This is a genomic window from Aminobacter aminovorans (genome assembly GCF_900445235.1).
GTDB classification, from domain to species: domain Bacteria; phylum Pseudomonadota; class Alphaproteobacteria; order Rhizobiales; family Rhizobiaceae; genus Aminobacter; species Aminobacter aminovorans.
On the sequence record NZ_UFSM01000001.1, the window covers coordinates 1,756,853 to 1,777,710 of the forward strand.

Genomic DNA, 20,858 nt, shown 5'->3' on the forward strand with positions numbered 1-20,858 from the left:
GTGACCCTGAACCTTGCTTCCTTCCTCTATCTCGTCTCCGGCATCCTGTTCATCCTGGCGCTGCGCGGCCTGTCGCATCCGACCACCAGCCGCAAGGGCAACACCTACGGCATGGTCGGCATGGGCATCGCCATCGTGACCACGCTGGCGCTGGCCAAGCCCTCTGCCACCGGCCTCGGCCTGATCGTGCTCGGCCTCGCCATCGGCGGCGGTGTCGGTGCTGTCACCGCCCGACGCATCGCCATGACCTCGATGCCGCAGCTTGTCGCTGCCTTCCACAGCCTCGTCGGCATGGCCGCCGTGATGGTCGCAGCCGCAGCCATCTATGCACCGGAAAGCTTCGGCATCGGTGCCGTCGGCGCCATCCACGGCCAGGCGCTTGTCGAGATGAGCCTTGGCGTTGCCATCGGCGCCATCACGTTTACCGGCTCGGTCATCGCCTTCCTCAAGCTCGATGGCCGCATGTCGGGCAAGCCGATCATGCTGCCGGCCCGCCACCTGATCAACGCTGCCCTCGGCATCGGCCTGGTCGTCCTGATCGTGCTGTTGGTCACCACCCAGTCGACCACCATCTTCTGGCTGATCGTGGCACTGTCGCTTGCGCTGGGCGTGCTCTTGATCATCCCGATCGGCGGCGCCGACATGCCTGTCGTGGTGTCGATGCTCAACTCCTATTCGGGCTGGGCGGCAGCGGCACTCGGCTTCACGCTGGGCAATCTCGCGCTGATCATCACCGGTGCGCTGGTCGGCTCCTCGGGTGCGATCCTGTCCTACATCATGTGCAAGGGCATGAACCGCTCGTTCATCTCGGTCATATTGGGCGGCTTCGGCGGCGAGACGGCGGCAGCTGTCGACGACGGCATCCAGCGCACGGTTAAGACAGGTGCTGCCGACGACGCGGCCTATCTGATGATGAACGCCCAGAAGGTCATCATCGTGCCGGGCTACGGCATGGCTGTGGCCCAGGCCCAGCACGCGCTGCGCGAGATGGCCGACAAGCTCAAGGCCAATGGCGTGGAAGTCAAATACGCCATCCACCCGGTTGCCGGCCGCATGCCCGGTCACATGAACGTGCTGCTTGCCGAGGCCAATGTGCCTTATGACGAGGTCTTCGAACTCGAAGACATCAACTCGGAGTTCTCGCAGGCCGACGTCGCTTATGTCATCGGCGCCAACGACGTCACCAACCCGTCGGCGCGTGACGACAAGAGCTCGCCGATCTATGGCATGCCGATCCTCGACGTCGACAAGGCCCGCACCTGCCTGTTCGTCAAGCGCTCACTCGGCTCCGGCTATGCCGGCATCGACAACACGCTGTTCTACAAGGACGGCACCATGATGCTGCTCGGCGACGCAAAGAAGATGACCGAAGAAATCGTCAAGGCCATGGATCACTGAGCCAAAGGTTCAGCCATCCACCGCGACAAACAAAAGCCCGGCAGAGCCCGGGCTTTTTTGTTGGCTGGAACTGACATAGGCTGCATGCGCTTGCTGAATAGTCTTCGCTTTATCAGGGGGATTTGCGAATGAACGTCAGCCCTCAGTCTATCCGCCCGCCGGCCTCGGAAACCAAGCGCCAGGCGGTGGTGATTGTCCACGGCATGGGCGAGCAGCGCCCTATGGACACCATCCGCGGCTTCGTCGGTGCTGTCTGGAGTTCCGACCTCAGCCGTACCGAGGGCATGCGAGAACGAGTGCGCAAGCCTGATCCGGATGGCACAGGCGAAATTAACAAAAGCTGGGTTCACCCCGACAGCCGCGCGCGCTCCTACGAACTGCGCCGTATCACCACTCCTCACGACATCAAAGGGCTGCGGACCGAGTTCTATGAACTCTACTGGTCCGACATCACTCAGGGTACCACCGTCCAGCGCCTCGTGGCCTGGGTGAAGGGCCTGTTGCTGCGCAAATGGTCTGATGTGCCCGGGGACGCGCGGCCGCTTTACATCGCTGCCTGGGCGGTCACCGCAATGATTGCCACGCTGCTGGTCGTGCCAAATCTGATCGAGTGGTTCGGGTTGGGCAAGGTGCTCTTCCCCGGTTGGGTGTGGAGCATCGCCGCCGTCTTTGTCGGCTGGCTGGTCAGCCAGTTCCTGGTGCCCTATTTCGGCGATGTCGCCATCTATGTCAGGGCCGAACCCGACACCATCGCCAAGCGCACCGAGGTCCGGGAGAGGGGGCTTGCGCTGCTGCGTGGGTTGAATGACGACCCGACCTATGACCGCATTGTCGTGGCAGCCCACAGCCTCGGTACTATCGTTGCCTACGACATATTGCAGCTGTTGTGGGCCGAGCGTGCGCCGAGCGGCCGCAATCGGCGCACCGAGCCGGAATTGCTCAAGGCATTCCGCGCCGTGGGCAAGAAGGCGTTGCCGATCGACAGCACCGCGCGTGCCAAGGTCACGATGGATGCTGCACAGCTCGACGAGTATCGCCTGCTGCAATGGCAACTCTACCGACAACTGCGCACCGCCCCGTCGGACAAGCTCGGCAGCTGGAAGGTCAGCGATTTCGTCACCTTCGGCAGTCCGCTGACCCATGCCGAATTCCTGGTCACGCACAATGCCGCCGACTTCGCCAAGGCGGTCGACGAACGGCTGCTGTCGACCTGCCCGCCGGTGTCGGAGGGCAAGAGCCCTAATATCCTCTATCCCTCTCGGTCGCCTAGATACCCGCACCACGCGGCCGTCTTTTCCGCCACGCGCTGGACCAACATACACGACAAGGGCAATGGCTGGCTGACCGGTGATCCGATCTCCGGGCCGCTGGTCGAGAATTTCGGCCCCGGCATCCTCAACATCCAGGTCAGCCTGAGCTGGGCGCTCGGGCGTATCTTCACCCACACCAATTATTGGTCGACGGCAGCCCAGGGCTGGGAGGTGCTGCCATCGGGCGAACGTGGTCCGCGCAGTCATCTCGACGTGTTGCGCGACGCCGTCGACCTCGGCCGCACGTCCGATCCGCTGCCGCCGGCGCCAACACCGGCAATTCGACGGCGCATGAAGCCGGCTGGCTCGACAGTCTAACGCTGGGCTTCGGTCGCCATCTTTACGGCCATGCCGGCGAGTACCGTGCCCATCAACCAGCGTTGCACTGCGACCCAACCCGGGTTGCTGGCGAGGAAGGTCGAGATCGAGCCGGCAGAGATGGCGATGAGTGCGTTGACGGTGACGCTGATCGAGATCTGGATCGTGCCGAGCACGAGAAGCTGTGTCAGCACGCTGCCGTCGGCCGGATCGATGAACTGCGGCAGCAGCGACAGATAGAGCACTGCTACCTTGGGGTTCAGCAGATTGGTCAGAAAGCCCATTGCAAACAGCTTCCGCGGCGTATCCTTGGGCAACTGCCGCACATGAAAGGGCGAGTGTCCGCCTGGGCGTAGCGCCTGCCAGGCGAGCCAGAGCAGATAGGCGGCACCGGCGAAGCGGATTGCGTCATAGGCGTAGGGAACGGCGAAAATCAGCGCCGTGATGCCGAAGGCCGCGCACAGCATGTAGACGACGAAGCCGAGCGCCACTCCGCATAGCGAGATCAGGCCGGCCTTGGGTCCCTGGCTTAGCGAGCGCGATACCAGGTAGATCATGTTGGGGCCCGGTGTCAGCACCATGCCAAGGGCAATGGCTGCAAATGCGATCAGGCTGGCTGTCTCGGGCATGCGCATTCTCTCCGCGCTGGACCTCCAGCTGGGCGCAGAAGTGCCCGGAAATCTCGAGCCGGGGAAGAGGGCAGGTGCGGTAGAACGATTGCGGCAGATGCCGGTTTATACAGACGAAGGATGCCGGAGCGCTGTTCGCGCCCCGGCACATTGAAAATGGTGACGCAACTACTTCAGCGGAGCTGTCAGCTGCAGCGCGCCGATCGCGACGGCAGCGTTGAGGCCGGTCTGATTGGTCAGGCTGACGGGCTGGAGCGCGATCGAACGGCTGGAGCCGCCGACAAGCACATTGGCGCCGAGGCCGACGGCGACTGTCGCTTCGGCCGTCGCGCCGAGATAGTTACCGGCGAGCCCGCCCGGGTCATAGACGTCGCGGCTCGGAGCCAGCACCAGCCACTCCAGCGCGCCACCTGTCGTGGTGCCGATATCGACGCCATATTTGTTGATGCGGCCGGAATAAATCTCCTGCGCGCGGTTGCCGAAGGCCGGCGTAAACGTGCACTGCATGTCCTTGCTCGAGCCGATGACGAAGCCGGTGCCGCCGTTCACGGTGCAGCTGAGCATGCCGAGCTTGGCGCCGAACTGCGCGTGGGCAGGTGCCGCGAACGGCACAAGGGCAAGGGCGAGAATGGCGAGCTTTTTCATGGGGGAATCCTTTCAGGCATGAAGCGATATCAACCGCATAGCCGCTGAAAGGTTCCCGCAGGCAGCGGACGCGGCTAGGCGATCTCACGCAATCGCCGACGAATCGCGTCGGCGAAACGCATCACGCGCTCGGGCTGAGGCTTTTCTGCGGCATAAAACGACAGCATGGCGAAGCGGGCCTTGGGCGCGCATGCCTTGAACACACCCCATTTCAGGATGCGGCGCACCGGGCGATGCATGACCAGCCGGTCGATCCACCACGGGCTGCCAAGTGTGGTGATGGCTACGATATGGCGGAGCTTGCCGAGCAGCGGCTTTATCGGGCCGAAGTCGCTGCCGTGATCGAAGGCGATGCCGGGAGCGAACACTCGGTCGACCCAGCCCTTCAGTATAGCCGGCAGACCGAACCACCAGGTCGGGAACACCAGCACCAGCATTTCGGCCTGACGCAGGGCTTCGGCATGAGCCTCGAGTTCGGCTGCGTCGAAGCGATCGCCATAATAGGAGCCACGCTCGGCGGGCGTCAGGCGCGGGTCGAATTCGCTGCGATAGAGGTCCAGCAGCTCGACCTTGTGGCCGGCATTGGTGAGTTCGGCGATTGCCGTATCGGCGAAATGCCGGTTCAGGCTGTCAGGCAGCGGATGCGACAGGACGACGAGACAGTTCACGACAATGCCTCGTCAGCAACGATCAGGCGCCGCCGCGGGTGCGGGCGAGGCCGTCCGTCGCCGGCTTGTAGTTGGGGTCGAGGCGGACCGCTTCAGCATAGGCCTTGGCGGCCTTGGCCTTGTCGCCGCGGCGCTCATAGATCAGCGCCTGGTTGGCCCAGCTCTCGGCAATCTTGCCGTCGAGCTTGATCGCCATGTTGAAGTCGGCGAAAGCGTTGTCGTCGTCGCCGGTGGCAAGGTAGGACAGGCCGCGGCCGTTATAGGGTTCGGCGGCATCCGGCGACAGCGAGATCGCCTTCGAGAAATCCTCGATGGCAAAGGCGTGCTGGCCCTGCTGCTGATAGATCAGGCCGCGATTGTGGTAGGCGCGCGGATCGGTCGTATCGAGCTCGATCGCCTTCTGGAAATCGGCGAAGGCGTCCTGGGTGCGGCCGGCCTTGCGGTAGAGATTGCCGCGGCCGATATAGGCGGCGTCATAGGAGGCGTTGAGCTGGATCGCCTTGTTGTAGTCGGCCAGCGCCGAGGCTTGGTTGCCCATGAAGCGGTAGATCAGTGCCCGGTTCGAATAGGCCTGGTAGAAGTTCGGGTTGAGCTGCAGCGCCCGGTCGAAATCCTGCAAGGCCTCGCGGTACTTGCCGCCACGGCCATAGGCTGAGCCGCGCACGTTGTAGGCTTCGGGATCGTTGGGATTGCTCGAGATGACGGCGCTCAGCGACGAAATGTTCTCGCTCGAGCCCTGCATGGTGTCGATGCGCGTCAGCTCGCCGGCCGGACCGGACGACTGGCAGCCGGCAACGGCCATGGCGACCAGCACGAGAGCTGTCATGGCGCCGCCGCGCAGCAGGGAGTTGCGGTTGCTCATGACTGCATTCATCGCTGCGTGTCCCTCGCTTGCGCCTCTACGGCTTGAGCGCCGCATCCGGTATAATCCGGACAAAACAAAAAGGTGGCGGCGATTTTTGGTCGCCCCACCTTGTCGTTATCCTTCGAAAAGGACCAAAGATTGGCAGATCAACGTGCCGGACGCGCGCCAGCGCCTGCACCAGCAGCAGCTGCCGGACGCGGGGTGCTGGGCAGCAGGCCTTCGCGCTGAGCGCGCTTGCGGGCCAGCTTGCGGGCGCGGCGAACGGCTTCGGCCTTTTCGCGAGCACGCTTTTCCGAAGGCTTCTCGTAGTGACCGCGCATCTTCATTTCACGGAAGATGCCTTCGCGCTGCATTTTCTTCTTCAGCGCGCGAAGCGCCTGGTCAACATTGTTATCGCGGACGAGTACCTGCACGTGTGATCCTGTCTTTCGGGTTCGAAATCCTAAGGCTAGCGGCAATAGCCACGATGCCTCCGCGATGGGTTCCACCGCGAATTGTGGGCGGCTGATAGCAGAATCAGGTCTGCTTGTCCACTGCAAAGGCCGTGTTTCCTGAGAACTGTGGGAAACGGGCAGTGGGCGATGCGCACTTCCGCCGCATTCGTCGCCGAGGAAGCCTCTCCCATCTTCCGGCTCCATATGCAAGGCATTCCATGCGCTCACTGATCTTCGCCCTGGCGCTCGCCGCCGCCATTCCGCACGCCCAGGCGGCCGATCTCATCGGCTTCTGGGACAAGCCGCAGCATGGCGGCAACAGCTTCAATCGCCTGCCGCCGGACCAGGCCTATTTCGATGCGTTGCGAGGCTATGGGGCCACTTGGGTGCGGCTGTCCTATGACAAGTGGAAGCCGGAGAAGCGGGACTTCCTGATCGGCAACGCCGACAAATATGATGGGCTCGTCGCCTCGGATGTGAAGACGCTCAAGGACGTACTCGACCGTGCCGACAAGGCAGGTCTCAAGGTGGTGATCGCGCCGCTGTCGCTGCCGGGCATGCGCTGGGCCCAGAACAACGACAAGAAGTTTGACGGGCGTCTGTGGGCCGACAAGGCCTACTGGACCCAGGCCGCCACCTTCTGGCGCGACCTGGCAGCCGAACTCAAGGATCATCCGGCAGTTGCCGCCTACAACATCGTCAACGAGCCGGCGCCGGAAAAGGAAGGCGGGCTCGCCGAGCACGCAAACGTCGCGGAGATGCGCGCCTGGTATACCAGGAGTGCCGGCAGCTCGCGCGATCTCAAGGCCTTCTACGAGACGGTCATCGCGGCGATCCGCGAAGTCGATCCGACGACCCCCGTCATGGCCGACGCCGGCTGGTATGCCGCGGCCGACGCCTTCTCCTATTGGCCGGCGGGTCTCGCCGACCAGCGCGTGCTCTATTCATTCCACATGTACGAGCCCTACGCCGCCACCAGTGCGCCTAACATGAAGCGAGAGAAGCCCTATGCCTATCCGGGCAAGGTGCCTTACGGCGAAGGCGAGGTGAAATGGGACGCCGATCGCGTCCGCGCCTATCTCGACCAGCCCGTCGACTGGGCCGACAGCCGCGGCATCGCCCGCAACCGCGTCGTTGCCGGTGAGTTCGGCTGCATGCGCCGCCTGCCGTTCTGCAAGCAGTATCTCGAGGACGTGCTTACCAACCTCGACGAGGACAAGCTGCACTGGGCTTTCTACAGCTTCCGCGAGGACGCCTGGGACGGCATGGACTACGAGCTCGGCGCGGAAAAGGTGAACTGGAAATACTGGGAAGCCCAGGAAAAGAACGAGCCCGATCCGGTCAAGCGCAGGTCGACATCAGAGTTCGAGCCAATCTCCAAGCGCCTGGTGACCAGCAAGTAGTCGCTTTTCCGGACGGAGACCGCGTCACAGTTTTCCTGGATTTGGGTTAGGCTAGGAACTTCAGCCCGTTGACGATCTTGTCGACGAGCTTGCGTTCGCCGTGCAGGCCGAGACCGACAATGTCGAGCTCGGCCGCCGGCGTCGCCGCCACCGAGGCGCGGTTGTCGGCGTCGTTGCTGGTCGCAAACAGCGGCCGGGTGTAGATCGAAAACGCCATGCCACGCGAACGCGCCCGCTCGAAGGTCCGCCTTATCGTCTGGGAATCCGCGCCATAGACGAAGACCGGCTCGCGGATCATCGCGAGATAGAAGTTGTCGTCATTGTCCTTATAAGGTTCACCGGCCATTTCGGGATAGCCGTGCATAAGGCCGCCGGTCAGGAAGGCTGAGACATTCACCTTCTGCCATTCGGCGAGTTCGTAGAGGAGGATGAGAGCGGTTTTGGTCGGATAGATCATGGCGCCAAGGCTAGCGGTGTCCAACGTCAGGGTCTTGAACGTTTGTGCAGGGATGACGACATTGCGGTTTGAGCCAGCGCGGACCCGCTTGATGACCCGAGTCCTGAGGACCGAAGACTTCATCGCCACTGACGAACCGGTCCACGGGCTGCAGCGTCTGGTCGCGCGCTTCGGCGGTCATGCCTATGATCCACACCGACACGAAACCTATGCCGTCGGCCACACGCTGTCGGGTGCGCAGGCCTTCCGCTATCGCGGCAGCGACAGGATAAGCGTCCAGGATGAGTGCATGGTCATCCATCCCGACGAGGTGCATGACGGCCATGCCGGAGTGCCTGACGGGTTTTCCTACCGCATGCTCTATGTCGAGCCCTGGCTCGTCTGCCGGGCGCTCGGCCGCGACAGTCTCCTGCCTTTCGTACCTGGCGTGGTCGAGCGCGACACTGAGCTTGTCGCACTGATCGACGACGCTTTCGCCGATTTCCCCAATCCGATGGAGCCGCTGCAGGCCGACGCCTTCATAGCAGACGTCGCCGCGCAACTTTCCCGGCGCAGCGACGGCGCCAAGCCGCAGCGCGCGAACGCTTTGCCAGTCGAAAAGATTGCCACGGCGCGGGAGTTCCTCACCGAGGCGTTCGACCAGCAGGTGACCTCAGGCGATCTCGAACGTATCACCGGTCTCGACCGCTTCGAGCTTTCCCGTGCTTTCCGCCGGCTTCTCGGAACTTCGCCGCACCGTTATCTTCTGGGGCGCAGGCTCGCTCACGCCCGATCCTGCATGGCTGCGGGCGAAGGGTTGGCCGAGGCCGCTGCCGCATCGGGCTTCGCCGACCAGAGCCACATGACGCGTCATTTCCGTGCCCGTTTCGGCATTACGCCGGGCCGCTTCGCTGCCCTGGCGGGGACAGGCCATTCCTGACGACTGGACTGTACAGTACCGCAGCGTGCACCATGAAAGGCGCGGCCTCCGGGTCTATGTCAGCCTGTCCCTTGAAATGCGCCCGGAGTTTTGCCGTGACCGATACAGCCATATCAAACCGATCGTCGTCCGCCGATGGCACGGTGATGGCAATTCTTCTCGCGGTCAGCTTCAGCCATTTCCTTAACGACGTGATGCAGTCGCTGATCTCGTCGCTCTATCCGATGCTGAAGAACGACTATCATCTCGACTTCTGGCAAATCGGCCTTCTGACCACGACCTTCCAGGTCACCGCCTCGCTGCTGCAGCCGGTCATCGGCATGTACACCGACAAGAAGCCACTGCCGTTCTCGTTGCCCGTCGGCATGTGCCTGACGCTGATCGGCCTCCTGACGCTCGCCTTCGCGCATAGCTACGAGATGCTGCTTGTCGGCTCGGCCTTTGTCGGCCTCGGCTCGGCGATCTTCCATCCTGAGTCCTCGCGTGTGGCGCGCCTCGCTTCCGGTGGCCGTTTCGGTCTTGCCCAGTCGCTGTTCCAGGTCGGCGGCAATTTCGGCTCGGCGCTCGGGCCGCTGCTCGCTGCGCTCATCGTCGTGCCTTTGGGGCAGGGCGGCATCGCCTGGTTCTCCATCGCCGCGATGGTCGGCATCGTCGTCTTGATCCGCGTCAGCGTCTGGTACAGCCGCCACATCGTCAGCGCCGCCAAGCGCGCCGCACCGACCTTGTTCAACCCGCTGCCGCGCAACAAGGTCATATCGGCGCTGGTCGTGCTCGCCATCCTGGTCTGCTCCAAGCAGGCCTACACCGCCAGCCTGTCGAGCTACTACACCTTCTATGTCATCGAGCGTTTCGGCGTGTCGGTGCAGGAATCGCAGTACCTGCTGTTCCTGTTCCTCGGTTCGGCAGCACTCGGCACCTTCCTCGGCGGTCCGATCGGCGACCGCTTCGGCGCCAAGACGGTGATCTGGTTCTCGATCCTCGGCGTGCTGCCCTTTACGCTGATGCTGCCTTATGCCGACCTGTTCTGGACCAAGGTGCTGACGGTGCTCATCGGCCTGATCCTGGCGTCGGCCTTCTCGGCCATCGTCGTCTTCGCGCAGGAACTCGTGCCCGGCCGCGTCGGTCTCATCGCCGGGATCTTCTTTGGTTTCGCCTTCGGCATCGGTGGCATCGCTGCCGCGGTCCTCGGCGTGATCGCCGACTCACGTGGCATCGAATATGTCTTCAAGCTCTGCTCGTTCCTGCCGATGCTGGGCCTGCTGACGGTGTTCCTGCCCAATATGAAAGCCGCGCGCCTCGGCGTGGACTGAGGAAAGTAACAGCTGGAGCATGATCCCGGAGACCCGCTTGGCGGGAACCGGCCTTGGCTTATGCTCCGGCGGCTGTTGCCCCGAAATCCACGACGTTGCGCAGCTTGTCGGGATTGCGCGTCACATAGATCGCGACGACCTTTCCGTGTTCGACGTTCAGGGCTGTCGTCTGGACCGTGGTTGCCTCTTCGACGGTGATGAAGCCCGGCAAGCCGTCGATCATCACGTAGCGAACCAGTTGCGAGGGACGCACGGCAAACAGCCGCGCCAGGCCGGCATGCCGCGCCATCACGGCTTCGATCCCGACCAAGGGTCGGGACGGCGCCGCCACCTGGCCGCCACCATCGGCATAAGTGACGACATCCTCGGCGAGCATGGTGCGCAATGCCGCGAGATCGCCTGTTCTCGATGCGTTGAAGAAGGCTGTGGCGAAACGCAGGCCTTCTTCTTTCGGTACGGCGAAGCGCGGCCGGGCGTCATGAATATGCGTGCGTGCCCGGCTGGCGAGCTTGCGGCAGTTGGCGGCTTCGCGCCCGATCGCCTCGGCCACCGCCTCGAATTTCAACCCGAACACGTCGTGCAAAAGAAAGGCCGCACGCTCCAAAGGTGACAGGCGTTCCAGCGCGATCATCAGCGGAAGCGTGATGTCATCTGCCGGTTCCTCGTCTTCAGGGTCGAAGATCGGATCCGGCAGCCAGGGGCCGATATAGGTCTCGCGCAGACGCCGGGTCGACTTGAGTTCGTTGAGGCACAGGCGCGTGACTATGGTCCGCAGGTAGGCGGCCGGCTCGTCCACCATGTTACGGTCGGCGGCGAGCCAGCGCAGCCAGGCGTCATGAACGACATCCTCCGCATCGGCGACGGATCCCAACATCCGATAGGCGAGCCGGACAAGGCCCGGACGCAGATCGGCGAATGCTGTGGTCAACGAAATCTCGCTCATCTGCGCTCCAGACTAAGCTGACGCCGAAACGACGTCACGCCCACGTGCAAACTGAAGTGCTGTATTGGCGACCCGCTTTCCCAGATGGCGGGCGGTGGCGAGATCGGATTCGGGTGGTGCTGTTTCAGGGCCTTCATCGGTGTTGGACTGTGCTGCGGCTCCCAGCCAGAAGCCTAGCCTGTTCAGTTCGGCTTCCGATCCTGTCGAGGAGCTGTTGGACGGCGGCAGGTCGAGATTGATCCAGTGCATGCCGTGCTGTGCCGCAAACAGCGCGAACTGGATCAATGTGGACAGCTTGTCGCCGGAGCGCGCGCCTGAGTTGGTGAAGCCTGCCGCGAGCTTGTCTTTCCACAGATAGCCTTTGGCCATCACTGTCCTCGATGTCGCTTCCGAGAAGGTTTTGAATGGCGCGGACGCGGCGCCCATATAGGTCGGCGCGCCAAAGATGATGGCTTGCGCGCTGTTGAGATCGTCCCAATGCCGGTCGACTGCTTCAACCGGCAGCAGAAATGCCTCGACCCCGGCGACGTCGAGGGCCCCCGCTTTGACTGCCTCCGCCTGACGCCGCGTATGGCCGTAGCCACTGTGATAGACGATTACGATGCGCGTCGAGCCGCGGGCGGCCGCAATGTTGTCCATGGTCAGGTCCTGTGCTGATGTTGTTACAGAAGTCATGACAAGACAGCATCGCAGAAAGTGACATGCCCGCTGAACTCTCCTAAGCCGCGCCTCCCGGCGCGGCTTTTTTCGGGCGGGTACTCAGAGCCGGTTGATCGACACCCCGCCATCGGCAAGCAGGGCGGCACCCGTGGTGAAGCTCGAGGCTTCCGAGGCGAGATAGAGCGCCGAGCGGGCGATCTCCTCGGGCTGGGCAATGCGCTTCAGCGCATGCAGCCCCTCGACGAAGGCACGCTCGTCGGCGGTCTTGAAGGTTGCCATCGGAGTGTCGGTGCCGCCTGGCAGCAGCGCATTGACGCGGATGCCTTGCGCGCCGTATTCGGCAGCCAGAACCTGCGTCAGGCCGATCAACCCGGCCTTGCTTGCGGCGTAGGCTGCCATGCCTGGCATGCCGACTGTGTGGCCGACGAAGGTCGACGTGAAGATCAGTGAGCCGCCACCACGCTCCAGCATTGCCGGGATCTGGTATTTCGCGCCGAGATAGGCGCTGGTCAGGTTGGTCTCCATCACCTCGGTCCAGCTTGCCAGTTCCAGCCCGGTGATCGGGCCCATCTCGCCGACGAGGCCGACATTGTTGAAGGCGATGTCGAGGCCGCCGAACTGCGCCTCTGCCTTCTCGACAAGGGCCCGGGCAAAGGCCTCGTCCCTGACGTCGCCGGCAAATGCTGCAGCCTGGCCGCCGTCGGCGCGGATTTCCCTGGCGAGCGCTTCCAATGCGGCGGCGCCACGCGCTGCAAGCACCAGGCGCGCGCCTTGCCGCGCAAACAGCGTCGCCGTCGCGCGGCCGATACCCGAGCTTGCTCCGGTGACGATTGCAGTTTTTCCATTCAGATCGAACATATCTGCTCCTGTGGGCGTTTCGGCCGGAGGCAACCGGCTCTGACCCAGAGGTCGCAATTCGTTGCTCGCCGGGCCACCCGATACGTGCGGCGGGAATCCGCGGTGAAACGGTTGTCGCAAACAGGTGGCGCAAAACGGCAGGCCCCGTCGCAAACAGTCTAAGGCTGGTCGTCGGATTTCGCTAGTGCTACACCTCGCGCTCCCAAGCTTCCGGCATCAGCGAGGCCCTGAAAAATGCGGAAATATTCGGTTTTTGCCATAGCCCGTGAGGCGATGCGGGGACACAAGGGCTGGGAGGAACAGTGGTCCTCACCTGAGCCGAAAAGCGAATACGACGTCGTCATTGTCGGCGCCGGTGGCCATGGCCTGGCGACCGCCTATTATCTCGCCAAGGAGCACGGCATCACCAATGTCGCGGTGCTGGAAAAGGGCTGGCTTGGTGGTGGCAACACTGGCCGCAACACCACCATCATCCGCTCCAACTACCTCTATGACGAATCGGCCGGCATCTACGACCACGCCCTGAAGCTGTGGGACGGGCTCAGCCAGGACCTCAACTACAACGTCATGTATTCGGCGCGCGGCGTGATGATGCTGGCGCACAACGTCCACGACGTGCAGGTGCTGAAGCGTCACGTGCACGCCAACCGGCTGAACGGCATCGACAATGAATGGTTGACGCCCGAGCAGGCGCGGGAGTTCTGCCCGCCGCTCAACATCTCGGCCTCGGCACGCTATCCCGTTGTTGGCGCTGCCTTGCAGCGCCGCGGTGGCACCGCCCGCCACGACGCGGTTGCCTGGGGCTATGCCCGCGGCGCCTCCGATCGCGGCGTACACATCATCCAGAATTGCGAAGTGACAGGCGTGCGCCGTACGCCCGACGGCCGTGTCTCGGGCGTCGAGACCTCGAAGGGCTTCATCGGCGCCAAGAAGGTCGGCGTCGTTGCCGCCGGCCACACCTCGGTGATCATGAACATGGCCGGCGTGCGCATGCCGCTCGAAAGCTATCCGCTGCAGGCGCTGGTGTCGGAGCCGGTCAAGCCGGTATTCCCTTGCGTGGTGATGTCAAACACCGTGCACGCCTACATCTCGCAGTCCGACAAGGGCGAACTGGTCATCGGCGCCGGCACTGACCAGTACATCTCTTATTCGCAGACCGGCGGCCTGCACATCATCAACCATACGCTCGACGCCATCTGCGAGATGTTTCCGATGTTCACGCGCATGAAGATGCTGCGCTCATGGGGCGGCATCGTCGACGTCACGCCGGATCGTTCGCCGATCCTGGCCAAGACGCCGGTGCCGGGACTCTACGTCAATTGCGGCTGGGGCACGGGCGGCTTCAAGGCGACGCCAGGTTCGGGCAACGTCTTCGCCCACACCATCGCGCGTGACGAGCCGCACCCGATCAATGCGCCTTTCACGATCGAGCGCTTCCGCACCGGCCGCCTCATCGACGAAGCGGCAGCGGCGGCCGTCGCCCACTGATGACAGCGCTCGCCGCCACCATAGCGGCCGTGGCCGCGCCCTTCGTCCTTGCCGACGAAAAGGGCATGCTGCACGTACCTGATGCCGGCGAGGTCCGGCTCCAGACGATCAGCCGCAGCGACAACGAAGCGGAGTGGCCGTTCTCGGTCGCTTCAGGCCTGCTCGCCTGCGTCTGGAGTGGCGGGCGCCGGGTCGTTTCCTTTATCGAAACGCCCGACGATCCCGACGACGAGCACGACGCTGCGCCCGGTCGGCACGTCATCGTCTCGGCCAACCCGTTCGAGCTCACCTTTCTCAATATCTCAAGCCGCGACCTGTTCCTGCCGGCCGACAACGTCGAGACGCTGATCAAGCGCGTCGCCCCGTTCGAGGCCTTGGGGCAGCGGCTTTGCGACCAGCCGCAAGGCACCATTGTCGGCCCCGGCGAACTCTAGGGATCATCAAGATGCTTCTCATTCACTGCCCCTATTGCGAGGAAGAGCGTCCCGAGCTCGAGTTCCGCAACGCCGGCGAGGCGCATATAGCGCGCTCGAGCAACATCGCTGCGGAGAGCGACGAGGACTTCGAGAAGTTCTTTTTCATCCGCTCGAACCCGAAGGGCGTCATCTTCGAGCGTTGGCGCCATATCCATGGCTGCGCGCGTTTCTTCAACGCCGCCCGCGACACCATCACCGACCGTTTCCTTCTGACCTACAAGGCCGGCGAGCCCAAGCCGGACCTCGAAAAAATCGCGGCCGAGGCCGGCCCGGCCGCCTGGGCCAACCGCCCGCCTGACCAGCTCAACGAAAAGCCCAAGGCAAAACGCTCGAACAAGGGAGAGGCATGATGGCCGGTTCGTACCGCATTTCCGGCCAGGGCCGCCTGACGCCGGCCAAGACCGCGCGCTTCACCTTCGACGGCAAGGCGATGACCGGTCTTGCCGGCGACACCGTGGCGTCGGCGCTGCTTGCCAATGGCGTCCACCTCGTCGGCCGCTCGTTCAAGTATCACCGTCCGCGCGGCATTCTGTCTGCCGGCGCCGAAGAACCCAACGCACTGGTCACTGTCGAACGCGATGCCGCCCGCAAGACTCCCAACGTGCGGGCCACGGTGCAGGAGCTTTATGATGGGCTTACCGTCAGTTCGCAGAACCGCTGGCCGTCGCTTTCCTTCGACGTCGGCGCTGTCAACGACCTGGCGTCGCCGATGTTCTCGGCCGGCTTCTACTACAAGACCTTCATGTGGCCGAAGGCGGCCTGGCACAAGTTCTACGAGCCCAACATCCGCGCTGCGGCCGGCCTCGGTGTCGCACCCGACCAGCCCGATCCCGACCACTATTCGGCCCGCTACGCCCATTGCGAGGTGCTGGTGCTCGGTGGTGGTGCTGCCGGCCTGGCTGCGGCTCTCGCAGCGGCGGAAACCGGGGCGCGCGTCATCATCTGTGACGAGCAGGCCGATTTCGGCGGCGCGCTGCGTTATGAAAAGGGTGCCGTCATCGATGGCCAGGATGGCTGGAGCTGGGCCCAGGCAACGGTGGCGAAGCTGGCCGCCATGGACAACGTCACCGTGCTGTCGCGCACCACGGCCTTCGGCTACTACGCGCAGAACTTCGTCGGCCTCGTCGAGCGCGTCACCGATCATCTCGCGCGTCCGGGCCGCGACGAACCGCGCGAGCGGCTGTGGCAAGTGCGCGCCAGGCGCGTCGTCATCGCCACCGGCGCCATCGAACGCCACATGGTGTTCGCCAACAACGACCGGCCCGGCGTGATGCTGGCATCTGCCGCGCGCACGTTCCTTAACCACTACGGTGTCGTCGTCGGCAGACAGGTTGGCGTCTACACCGCCAATGACAGCGCCTATGCTGCAGCCATCGACCTCAAGAAGGCCGGGGTCGGCGTCGCCGCCATCGTCGACCTGCGCGACAACCCGTCCGGCCCGCTTGTCGATGAGGCCCGCGCGCTCGGCATCGAGGTCAATCATGGCCGTGCGGTGACCAGTGCCAATGGCAACCAGCGCATCAAGTCGATGACCGTCCAGGCCAAGGGCGGGGGCGCCGAGCGCACCATTGCCGTCGACGCGTTGCTGATGTCAGCCGGCTGGACGCCATCGGTGCACATGTTCTCGCAGTCGCGCGGCAAGGTTGCTTTCGACGACGCCACCAAGCGTTTCCTGCCCGGCACCTATGCCCAGGATTGCGTCTCGGTCGGCGCCTGCAACGGCTCCGACTCGCTCGAAGACACCGTCGCGCAGGCGCTTGAGGCCGGCGCCAACGCCGCCCGCGATGCCGGGGCCAAGTCAACCAAGGGTGTCACGCTCAAGGTCGAGGCTTCCGAAGGCTGGACCGGCGGCATGCTCGGTTCCGGCCCGGGCGCCGGTGCCGGTACCACGGTCAAGGCCTTCGTCGACTTCCAGAACGACGTCACCGCCAAGGATATCCGCCAGGCAGTGCATGAAGGCATGCGCTCGATCGAGCACGTCAAGCGCTTCACCACCAACGGCATGGCCACCGACCAGGGCAAGACGTCCAACATGCACGGCCTCGCCATCGCGGCCGAGGCGTTGAACAAGGACATCCCAGCCGTCGGCCTCACCACCTTCCGCGCCCCCTACACGCCTGTCACCTTTGGCGCCATCGTCAACCATGCCCGTCACGGCCTGTTCGATCCGACGCGCAAGACCCCGACCCACAACTGGGCCGAGAGCCATGGCGCGGTCTTCGAGGATGTCGGCCAGTGGAAGCGTGCCTGGTATTTTCCACGCGCCGGCGAGGACATGCATGCCGCCGTCGACCGCGAATGCGTAACCGTACGCAAGACCGCCGGCCTGTTCGACGCCTCCACCCTCGGCAAGATCGAGGTCGTCGGCCCGGATGCCGCCAAGTTCATGGAACTGCTCTACACCAACCCGTGGGAAAAGCTCGAAGTCGGCCGCTGCCGCTATGGCATCATGCTGCGCGAGGATGGCTTCATTTATGACGACGGCGTCGTCGGCCGTCTTGCCGCCGACCGCTTCCACGTCACCACGACGACAGGCGGCGCTGCCCGCGTCATGAACCACATGGAAGACTATCTCCAGACCGAGTTCCCCAATCTCGACGTCTGGTTGACCTCCGTTTCCGAGCAGTGGGCGGTCATCGCCGTCCAGGGTCCGAACTCGCGTGACATCATCGCGCCGCTGGTCGAGGGCATCGACATGTCCGATGAAACCATGCCGCACATGTCGGTGCGCGAGGGCAAGATTTGTGGTGTGCCGACGAGGCTGTTCCGCATGTCGTTCACCGGCGACCGCGGCTTCGAGGTCAACGTGCCGGCCGACTATGGCCGTGCGGTGTGGGAAGCTTTGTGGGCCGAGGGCCAGAAGCACGGCGCCTGCGCCTATGGCACAGAGGCGATGCACGTGCTCCGCGCCGAGAAGGGCTACATCATCGTCGGCCAGGACACTGACGGCACCGTCACGCCCAATGACGCCGGCCTCGACTGGGCCGTCGGCAAGAAGAAGACCGATTTCGTCGGTATTCGCGGCATGACGCGCCCCGATCTTCTGGCCAAGGGCCGCAAGCAACTGGTTGGCCTCAAGACCAAGGATCCACGCACCGTGCTCGAAGAGGGTGCCCAGATTGTCGAGAACCCCAAGCAGGCGATCCCGATGAAGATGATCGGCCACGTCACGTCGAGCTACTGGTCGGCCAATTGCGACCGCTCGATCGCCATGGGCCTCGTCCTGGGTGGTCGCGACCGTATCGGCGAAACGCTCTATGTGCCGATGCCCGACGGCGTCATCGAGGTGGAAGTTACCGGAACCGTGTTCTTCGACGAGAAGGGAGACCGCCTCAATGGCTAAGGTCGCAATCGCCACCCGACATCCGGCGCATGCCGGCAAGAGCCTCGGTGGGCACGGCGTTTCGCTGAAGGTGCTGGAGCCGGCCAGCCGCATGTCGCTGCGTGCCCGCCCGGCTGCCATCGCGGCGCTGTCCAAGGCGCTCGGAATCGTCCTGCCTGAGAAGCCCAAGAGCTCGGCCGCCAAGGCTGGACGCACCGTGCTCTGGCTCGGTCCGGACGAATGGCTGGTCATCGATGAGGCCGGCGACCCTGTCGCCGACTGCGGCTCGGTCAAGGGGCTGCACTCGGCTGTCGACGTGTCGCATCGCAATGTCGGCATCGCGATCGTCGGCCCCAATGCAGCCGCTACCATCAATGCCGGCTGCCCGCAGGATCTGTCGCTTCAGGCTTTCCCGGTGGGTGCTGCCTCGCGCACGGTGCTCGGCAAGGTCGAGATAGTGCTGCTCAGGACCGGCGAGGACGCTTTCCGTCTGGAATGCTGGCGCTCGTTCTCCGACTATGTCTGGGGTTTCCTGTCCGAGGCCGCGCGCGACGCCTAGAGCATGATCCCGAAAAGTGGGTGCCGCTTTTCTGTAAGATCATGCTCCATCAAGACGGCTAGTCCAGCGCAGGGCGGATGCCCTGTGCCAAGGGAACCTCGGGGGCAGGGCAGGCGTTTGTTCTCGACATTGAAGAGAGGACAACGCGATGCCATCCACGCCAGTGCAAAGCCCCGGCAACATCCGGCCGAAGCGCGAAAGGCGCGCGCGTCGCAGCGACGCCAGGCCCAAGGACCAGGACGTCCTGCAGGAAGAACTGGACGAGGGGCTGGAGGACAGTTTCCCGGCCAGTGACCCGGTGTCGGTAACCTCGACGACGATTTCCGGTTCGCCAACCGGCGCTGCCAAGGGCGGGGCCGGCAAGCACTAGCCCTCGTCTGCTTGCCAATCCGGACATGCCGACGAGAGCCCAGCAACGAAAAAGCCGCCCATGGGCGGCTTTTCTCATTCCTGAACCTGGGTTCAGTTGAAGCTCGGCACAATCCAGGGATTGACGTCGATGCCGACGCGCGGCTTCTCCGCGCTGATCGAGTTGGTGGTTGCCGGGCCGCGATCGTTGCTGACCGAGCCCGTCGAACCGCAGTCCAGCTTCTTGCCGGATACGGTTTGGCTGCACACAGTGGGCTCGTGCGTCGTCTTGTGGGTGTCGTTTGCCATTGCAAAGCCGCTCGTCGCGGCGAGAGCCGCGAGCGCCAGAATAGTCCGTCGCATTGTCATCTCCGTAAACTTTTGCCGTACATGTACGGTACAACTTACAGATACGGCCGCACCTTGCGTTTTGCAAGGGGTAAACCGTACGCGTACGAAATTATCTAGGATGCACTGACTGCACTGCTACCCAGGGCACTTTCCGGGTTCGTCGGTGAGCGGCGGCGTCTCGCTGGCGGCAAGACCCGCCATGGCCAGGTCGCCCATCCGCATCACATAGGCCTTCGGATCACCGAAGGGGTAGAAGGGGAAGGTGATCAGCAGTGAAACCGAGCCGTGTGCTACGGTCCACAGCGCCGTCGCGATGGCGCGGGCGTCGCCTTTCAGCACGCCGCCGGCAAGGCAGGCATGCACCCGCTCGATGATGATCTGGAAAGCCGGGTTCTCCCGTTCCATCTCGTCGAACGTCTCTTCAGGCGGATGCTTCAGCTTCTCGGTCATGAACACGGTGCGGTATTCGTTCGGATTGCCGAGGCCGAATTCCGCATATTCGCTGAGTGCTGCCCGCATCGCCTCGACGGGATCCTCGGGTTGGTTCTGCCGCATCCGCCGTGCCAAGTCGGCAAAGGCATCCTCGGCCAGCGCCATCAGGATTTCCTGTTTGTCGGCGAAATAGGAATAGACCGACATCGGCGCATAGCCGACCCTCGTCGCGAGCTTGCGGATCGTCAGGCCTTCGTAGCCCTCTTCCCGCACCAGCGCGTGGGCTGCCGCCACCAGTTCGGCCCTGAGTTCGGCCTTCTGGAGTTCGCGTCGCTGTGCTGCACTGCTGGACAAGAACCCGCCCTACTACTTCCCTTGATCAGATTGGCCGAGTCTATACGCCGGCCAATGATGCGGCAAGGCGATCAACGACGTAGCTCATCGGGACTAAGGCCGGCTGAGGGGCGGCCAGGGGTCAGGCGGTTTCGCGCTTGGGCTCGACGAACGTCATGGTCAGCCAGCGCGCCGTCAATGCCGGCTTCTTCTGGTCCTCGATCTCGATCGTCACATCATGCGTCGCCTGGATCCAGCCGGACGGGCGGATCTTCAGGCCAGAAAGGACGAAGCGGGTGCGGATGCGCGAGCCGGTTTTCACAGGGGCGACGAATTTCAGCTCCTCGAAACCCTGGTTAATGCCCATGCTGCCGCCTTCGACCGAAGGCAGCGTGTCGAAGGTCATCGCCGAAAGCAGGGACAAGGTCAGGAAGCCGTGCGCGATGGTGCCGCCGAAAGGCGTTTCGGCCGCAGCACGGTCGGGGTCGCAATGGATGAACTGATGGTCGTCGGTCGCGTCGGCGAATTGGTCGATCATGCGCTGGGTGACGATACGCCATGGCGAAACGCCAACCTCCTTGCCGAGGTTGGCCTGAAGTTCGTCGAGGGTGATCGATTTCAGGCTCATTGCATCCTGTCCTGCATAAGAAAAAGTCATGCGGCGCTGTAACTGCGAGGACTGATACAGAATCAGACACGCCATGTCATCGCTTGCGGCGCCAAAACAGTCGC

Annotated in this window: 23 protein-coding genes; 11 read left to right on the forward strand and 12 right to left on the reverse strand. The window is 63.6% G+C overall.

Annotated elements, in window-relative coordinates; genetic code table 11:
- Both DY201_RS08640 and DY201_RS08645 read left to right on the forward strand, forming a co-directional pair.
- Complete coding sequence (locus DY201_RS08640; protein WP_115730840.1) at positions 1-1,398, forward strand: NAD(P)(+) transhydrogenase (Re/Si-specific) subunit beta; 1,398 nt, start codon at positions 1-3, stop codon at positions 1,396-1,398.
- Between the two features lie 128 nt (positions 1,399-1,526).
- Positions 1,527-3,026 carry a hypothetical protein gene (locus tag DY201_RS08645; RefSeq protein WP_174969000.1) on the forward strand — a complete coding sequence of 500 codons (1,500 nt, stop codon included), beginning with the start codon at positions 1,527-1,529 and terminating at the stop codon, positions 3,024-3,026.
- Here the strand turns inward: DY201_RS08645 and DY201_RS08650 are convergent.
- The 5 genes from DY201_RS08650 to rpsU all read right to left on the reverse strand — a co-directional run bounded on the left by DY201_RS08650 (position 3,023) and on the right by rpsU (position 6,246).
- Complete coding sequence (locus tag DY201_RS08650) at positions 3,023-3,655, reverse strand: LysE family translocator (RefSeq protein ID WP_115733681.1); 633 nt, start codon at positions 3,653-3,655, stop codon at positions 3,023-3,025. The genes DY201_RS08645 and DY201_RS08650 overlap by 4 nt on opposite strands.
- Before the next feature lie 168 nt (positions 3,656-3,823).
- Positions 3,824-4,300, reverse strand: a complete 477-nt coding sequence (locus DY201_RS08655; RefSeq protein WP_115730841.1) for a DUF992 domain-containing protein — start codon at positions 4,298-4,300, stop codon at positions 3,824-3,826.
- 74 nt (positions 4,301-4,374) lie between these two features.
- Positions 4,375-4,968 (reverse strand): NAD(P)H-dependent oxidoreductase, encoded by a 594-nt coding sequence (locus tag DY201_RS08660; RefSeq protein ID WP_115730842.1) that lies wholly within the window; start codon positions 4,966-4,968, stop codon positions 4,375-4,377.
- A gap of 22 nt (positions 4,969-4,990) precedes the next feature.
- Positions 4,991-5,830 (reverse strand): tetratricopeptide repeat protein, encoded by an 840-nt coding sequence (locus DY201_RS08665; RefSeq protein ID WP_425358719.1) that lies wholly within the window; start codon positions 5,828-5,830, stop codon positions 4,991-4,993.
- A 149-nt stretch (positions 5,831-5,979) separates the two neighbouring features.
- A complete protein-coding gene (gene rpsU, locus DY201_RS08670) occupies positions 5,980-6,246 on the reverse strand; it encodes a 30S ribosomal protein S21 (RefSeq protein WP_067958156.1) in 267 nt (88 codons plus the stop codon).
- A gap of 239 nt (positions 6,247-6,485) precedes the next feature.
- On the opposite strand from rpsU, the gene DY201_RS08675 reads away from it, so the two are divergent.
- Entirely contained in the window at positions 6,486-7,670 is a 1,185-nt protein-coding gene (locus DY201_RS08675) for a glycoside hydrolase family 5 protein (RefSeq protein ID WP_115730844.1), read from the forward strand.
- 46 nt (positions 7,671-7,716) lie between these two features.
- On the opposite strand, the gene DY201_RS08680 is transcribed toward DY201_RS08675, so the two are convergent.
- The gene (locus DY201_RS08680) at positions 7,717-8,151 is read right to left on the reverse strand and encodes a DUF2000 domain-containing protein (RefSeq protein ID WP_245431933.1); all 435 of its coding nucleotides are present in this window, start codon (positions 8,149-8,151) and stop codon (positions 7,717-7,719) included.
- Positions 8,152-8,218: 67 nt separating this feature from the next.
- Here DY201_RS08680 and DY201_RS08685 point away from each other — a divergent pair, with 67 nt between their 5' ends.
- Together DY201_RS08685 and DY201_RS08690 are read left to right on the forward strand one after the other, a co-directional pair.
- A complete protein-coding gene (locus tag DY201_RS08685) occupies positions 8,219-9,046 on the forward strand; it encodes an AraC family transcriptional regulator (RefSeq protein WP_165915820.1) in 828 nt (275 codons plus the stop codon).
- Between the two features lie 95 nt (positions 9,047-9,141).
- Positions 9,142-10,356 carry an MFS transporter gene (locus DY201_RS08690; RefSeq protein WP_483458036.1) on the forward strand — a complete coding sequence of 405 codons (1,215 nt, stop codon included), beginning with the start codon at positions 9,142-9,144 and terminating at the stop codon, positions 10,354-10,356.
- 58 nt (positions 10,357-10,414) lie between these two features.
- Here the strand turns inward: DY201_RS08690 and DY201_RS08695 are convergent, their stop codons facing one another.
- From DY201_RS08695 to DY201_RS08705, 3 genes are all read right to left on the reverse strand, one after another.
- The gene (locus DY201_RS08695) at positions 10,415-11,299 is read right to left on the reverse strand and encodes a sigma-70 family RNA polymerase sigma factor (protein WP_115730847.1); all 885 of its coding nucleotides are present in this window, start codon (positions 11,297-11,299) and stop codon (positions 10,415-10,417) included.
- A gap of 12 nt (positions 11,300-11,311) precedes the next feature.
- Entirely contained in the window at positions 11,312-11,938 is a 627-nt protein-coding gene (locus tag DY201_RS08700; RefSeq protein ID WP_245431934.1) for a flavodoxin family protein, read from the reverse strand.
- Between the two features lie 120 nt (positions 11,939-12,058).
- On the reverse strand, positions 12,059-12,817 hold the full coding sequence (locus DY201_RS08705; RefSeq protein ID WP_115730849.1) for an SDR family oxidoreductase: 759 nt from the start codon (positions 12,815-12,817) through the stop codon (positions 12,059-12,061).
- Between the two features lie 234 nt (positions 12,818-13,051).
- Between DY201_RS08705 and DY201_RS08710 the strand changes: the two genes are divergently transcribed.
- The 6 genes from DY201_RS08710 to DY201_RS08735 all read left to right on the forward strand — a co-directional run bounded on the left by DY201_RS08710 (position 13,052) and on the right by DY201_RS08735 (position 19,032).
- Entirely contained in the window at positions 13,052-14,305 is a 1,254-nt protein-coding gene (locus DY201_RS08710) for a sarcosine oxidase subunit beta (RefSeq protein WP_115730850.1), read from the forward strand.
- Positions 14,305-14,739 carry a hypothetical protein gene (locus DY201_RS08715; protein ID WP_067958181.1) on the forward strand — a complete coding sequence of 145 codons (435 nt, stop codon included), beginning with the start codon at positions 14,305-14,307 and terminating at the stop codon, positions 14,737-14,739. Before DY201_RS08710 ends, DY201_RS08715 begins: the two co-directional genes overlap by 1 nt.
- An 11-nt stretch (positions 14,740-14,750) precedes the next feature.
- Complete coding sequence (locus DY201_RS08720; RefSeq protein WP_067958183.1) at positions 14,751-15,131, forward strand: sarcosine oxidase subunit delta; 381 nt, start codon at positions 14,751-14,753, stop codon at positions 15,129-15,131.
- Positions 15,131-18,124 (forward strand): sarcosine oxidase subunit alpha, encoded by a 2,994-nt coding sequence (locus DY201_RS08725; RefSeq protein WP_165915821.1) that lies wholly within the window; start codon positions 15,131-15,133, stop codon positions 18,122-18,124. Before DY201_RS08720 ends, DY201_RS08725 begins: the two co-directional genes overlap by 1 nt.
- Positions 18,117-18,662 carry a sarcosine oxidase subunit gamma gene (locus DY201_RS08730; protein ID WP_115730852.1) on the forward strand — a complete coding sequence of 182 codons (546 nt, stop codon included), beginning with the start codon at positions 18,117-18,119 and terminating at the stop codon, positions 18,660-18,662. The genes DY201_RS08725 and DY201_RS08730 overlap by 8 nt, the downstream gene beginning before the upstream one ends.
- Positions 18,663-18,810: 148 nt before the next feature.
- On the forward strand, positions 18,811-19,032 hold the full coding sequence (locus tag DY201_RS08735) for a hypothetical protein (protein WP_115730853.1): 222 nt from the start codon (positions 18,811-18,813) through the stop codon (positions 19,030-19,032).
- 92 nt (positions 19,033-19,124) lie between these two features.
- Here DY201_RS08735 and DY201_RS08740 read toward each other — a convergent pair whose 3' ends face one another.
- The 3 genes from DY201_RS08740 to DY201_RS08750 all read right to left on the reverse strand — a co-directional run bounded on the left by DY201_RS08740 (position 19,125) and on the right by DY201_RS08750 (position 20,754).
- Positions 19,125-19,373 carry a DUF680 domain-containing protein gene (locus DY201_RS08740; RefSeq protein WP_115730854.1) on the reverse strand — a complete coding sequence of 83 codons (249 nt, stop codon included), beginning with the start codon at positions 19,371-19,373 and terminating at the stop codon, positions 19,125-19,127.
- A 123-nt stretch (positions 19,374-19,496) separates the two neighbouring features.
- On the reverse strand, positions 19,497-20,147 hold the full coding sequence (locus DY201_RS08745; RefSeq protein WP_115730855.1) for a TetR/AcrR family transcriptional regulator: 651 nt from the start codon (positions 20,145-20,147) through the stop codon (positions 19,497-19,499).
- A 121-nt stretch (positions 20,148-20,268) separates the two neighbouring features.
- Positions 20,269-20,754: a MaoC family dehydratase gene (locus DY201_RS08750; RefSeq protein ID WP_115730856.1), complete on the reverse strand. Its 486-nt coding sequence runs from the start codon at positions 20,752-20,754 to the stop codon at positions 20,269-20,271.
- Positions 20,755-20,858: the final 104 nt, after the last annotated feature.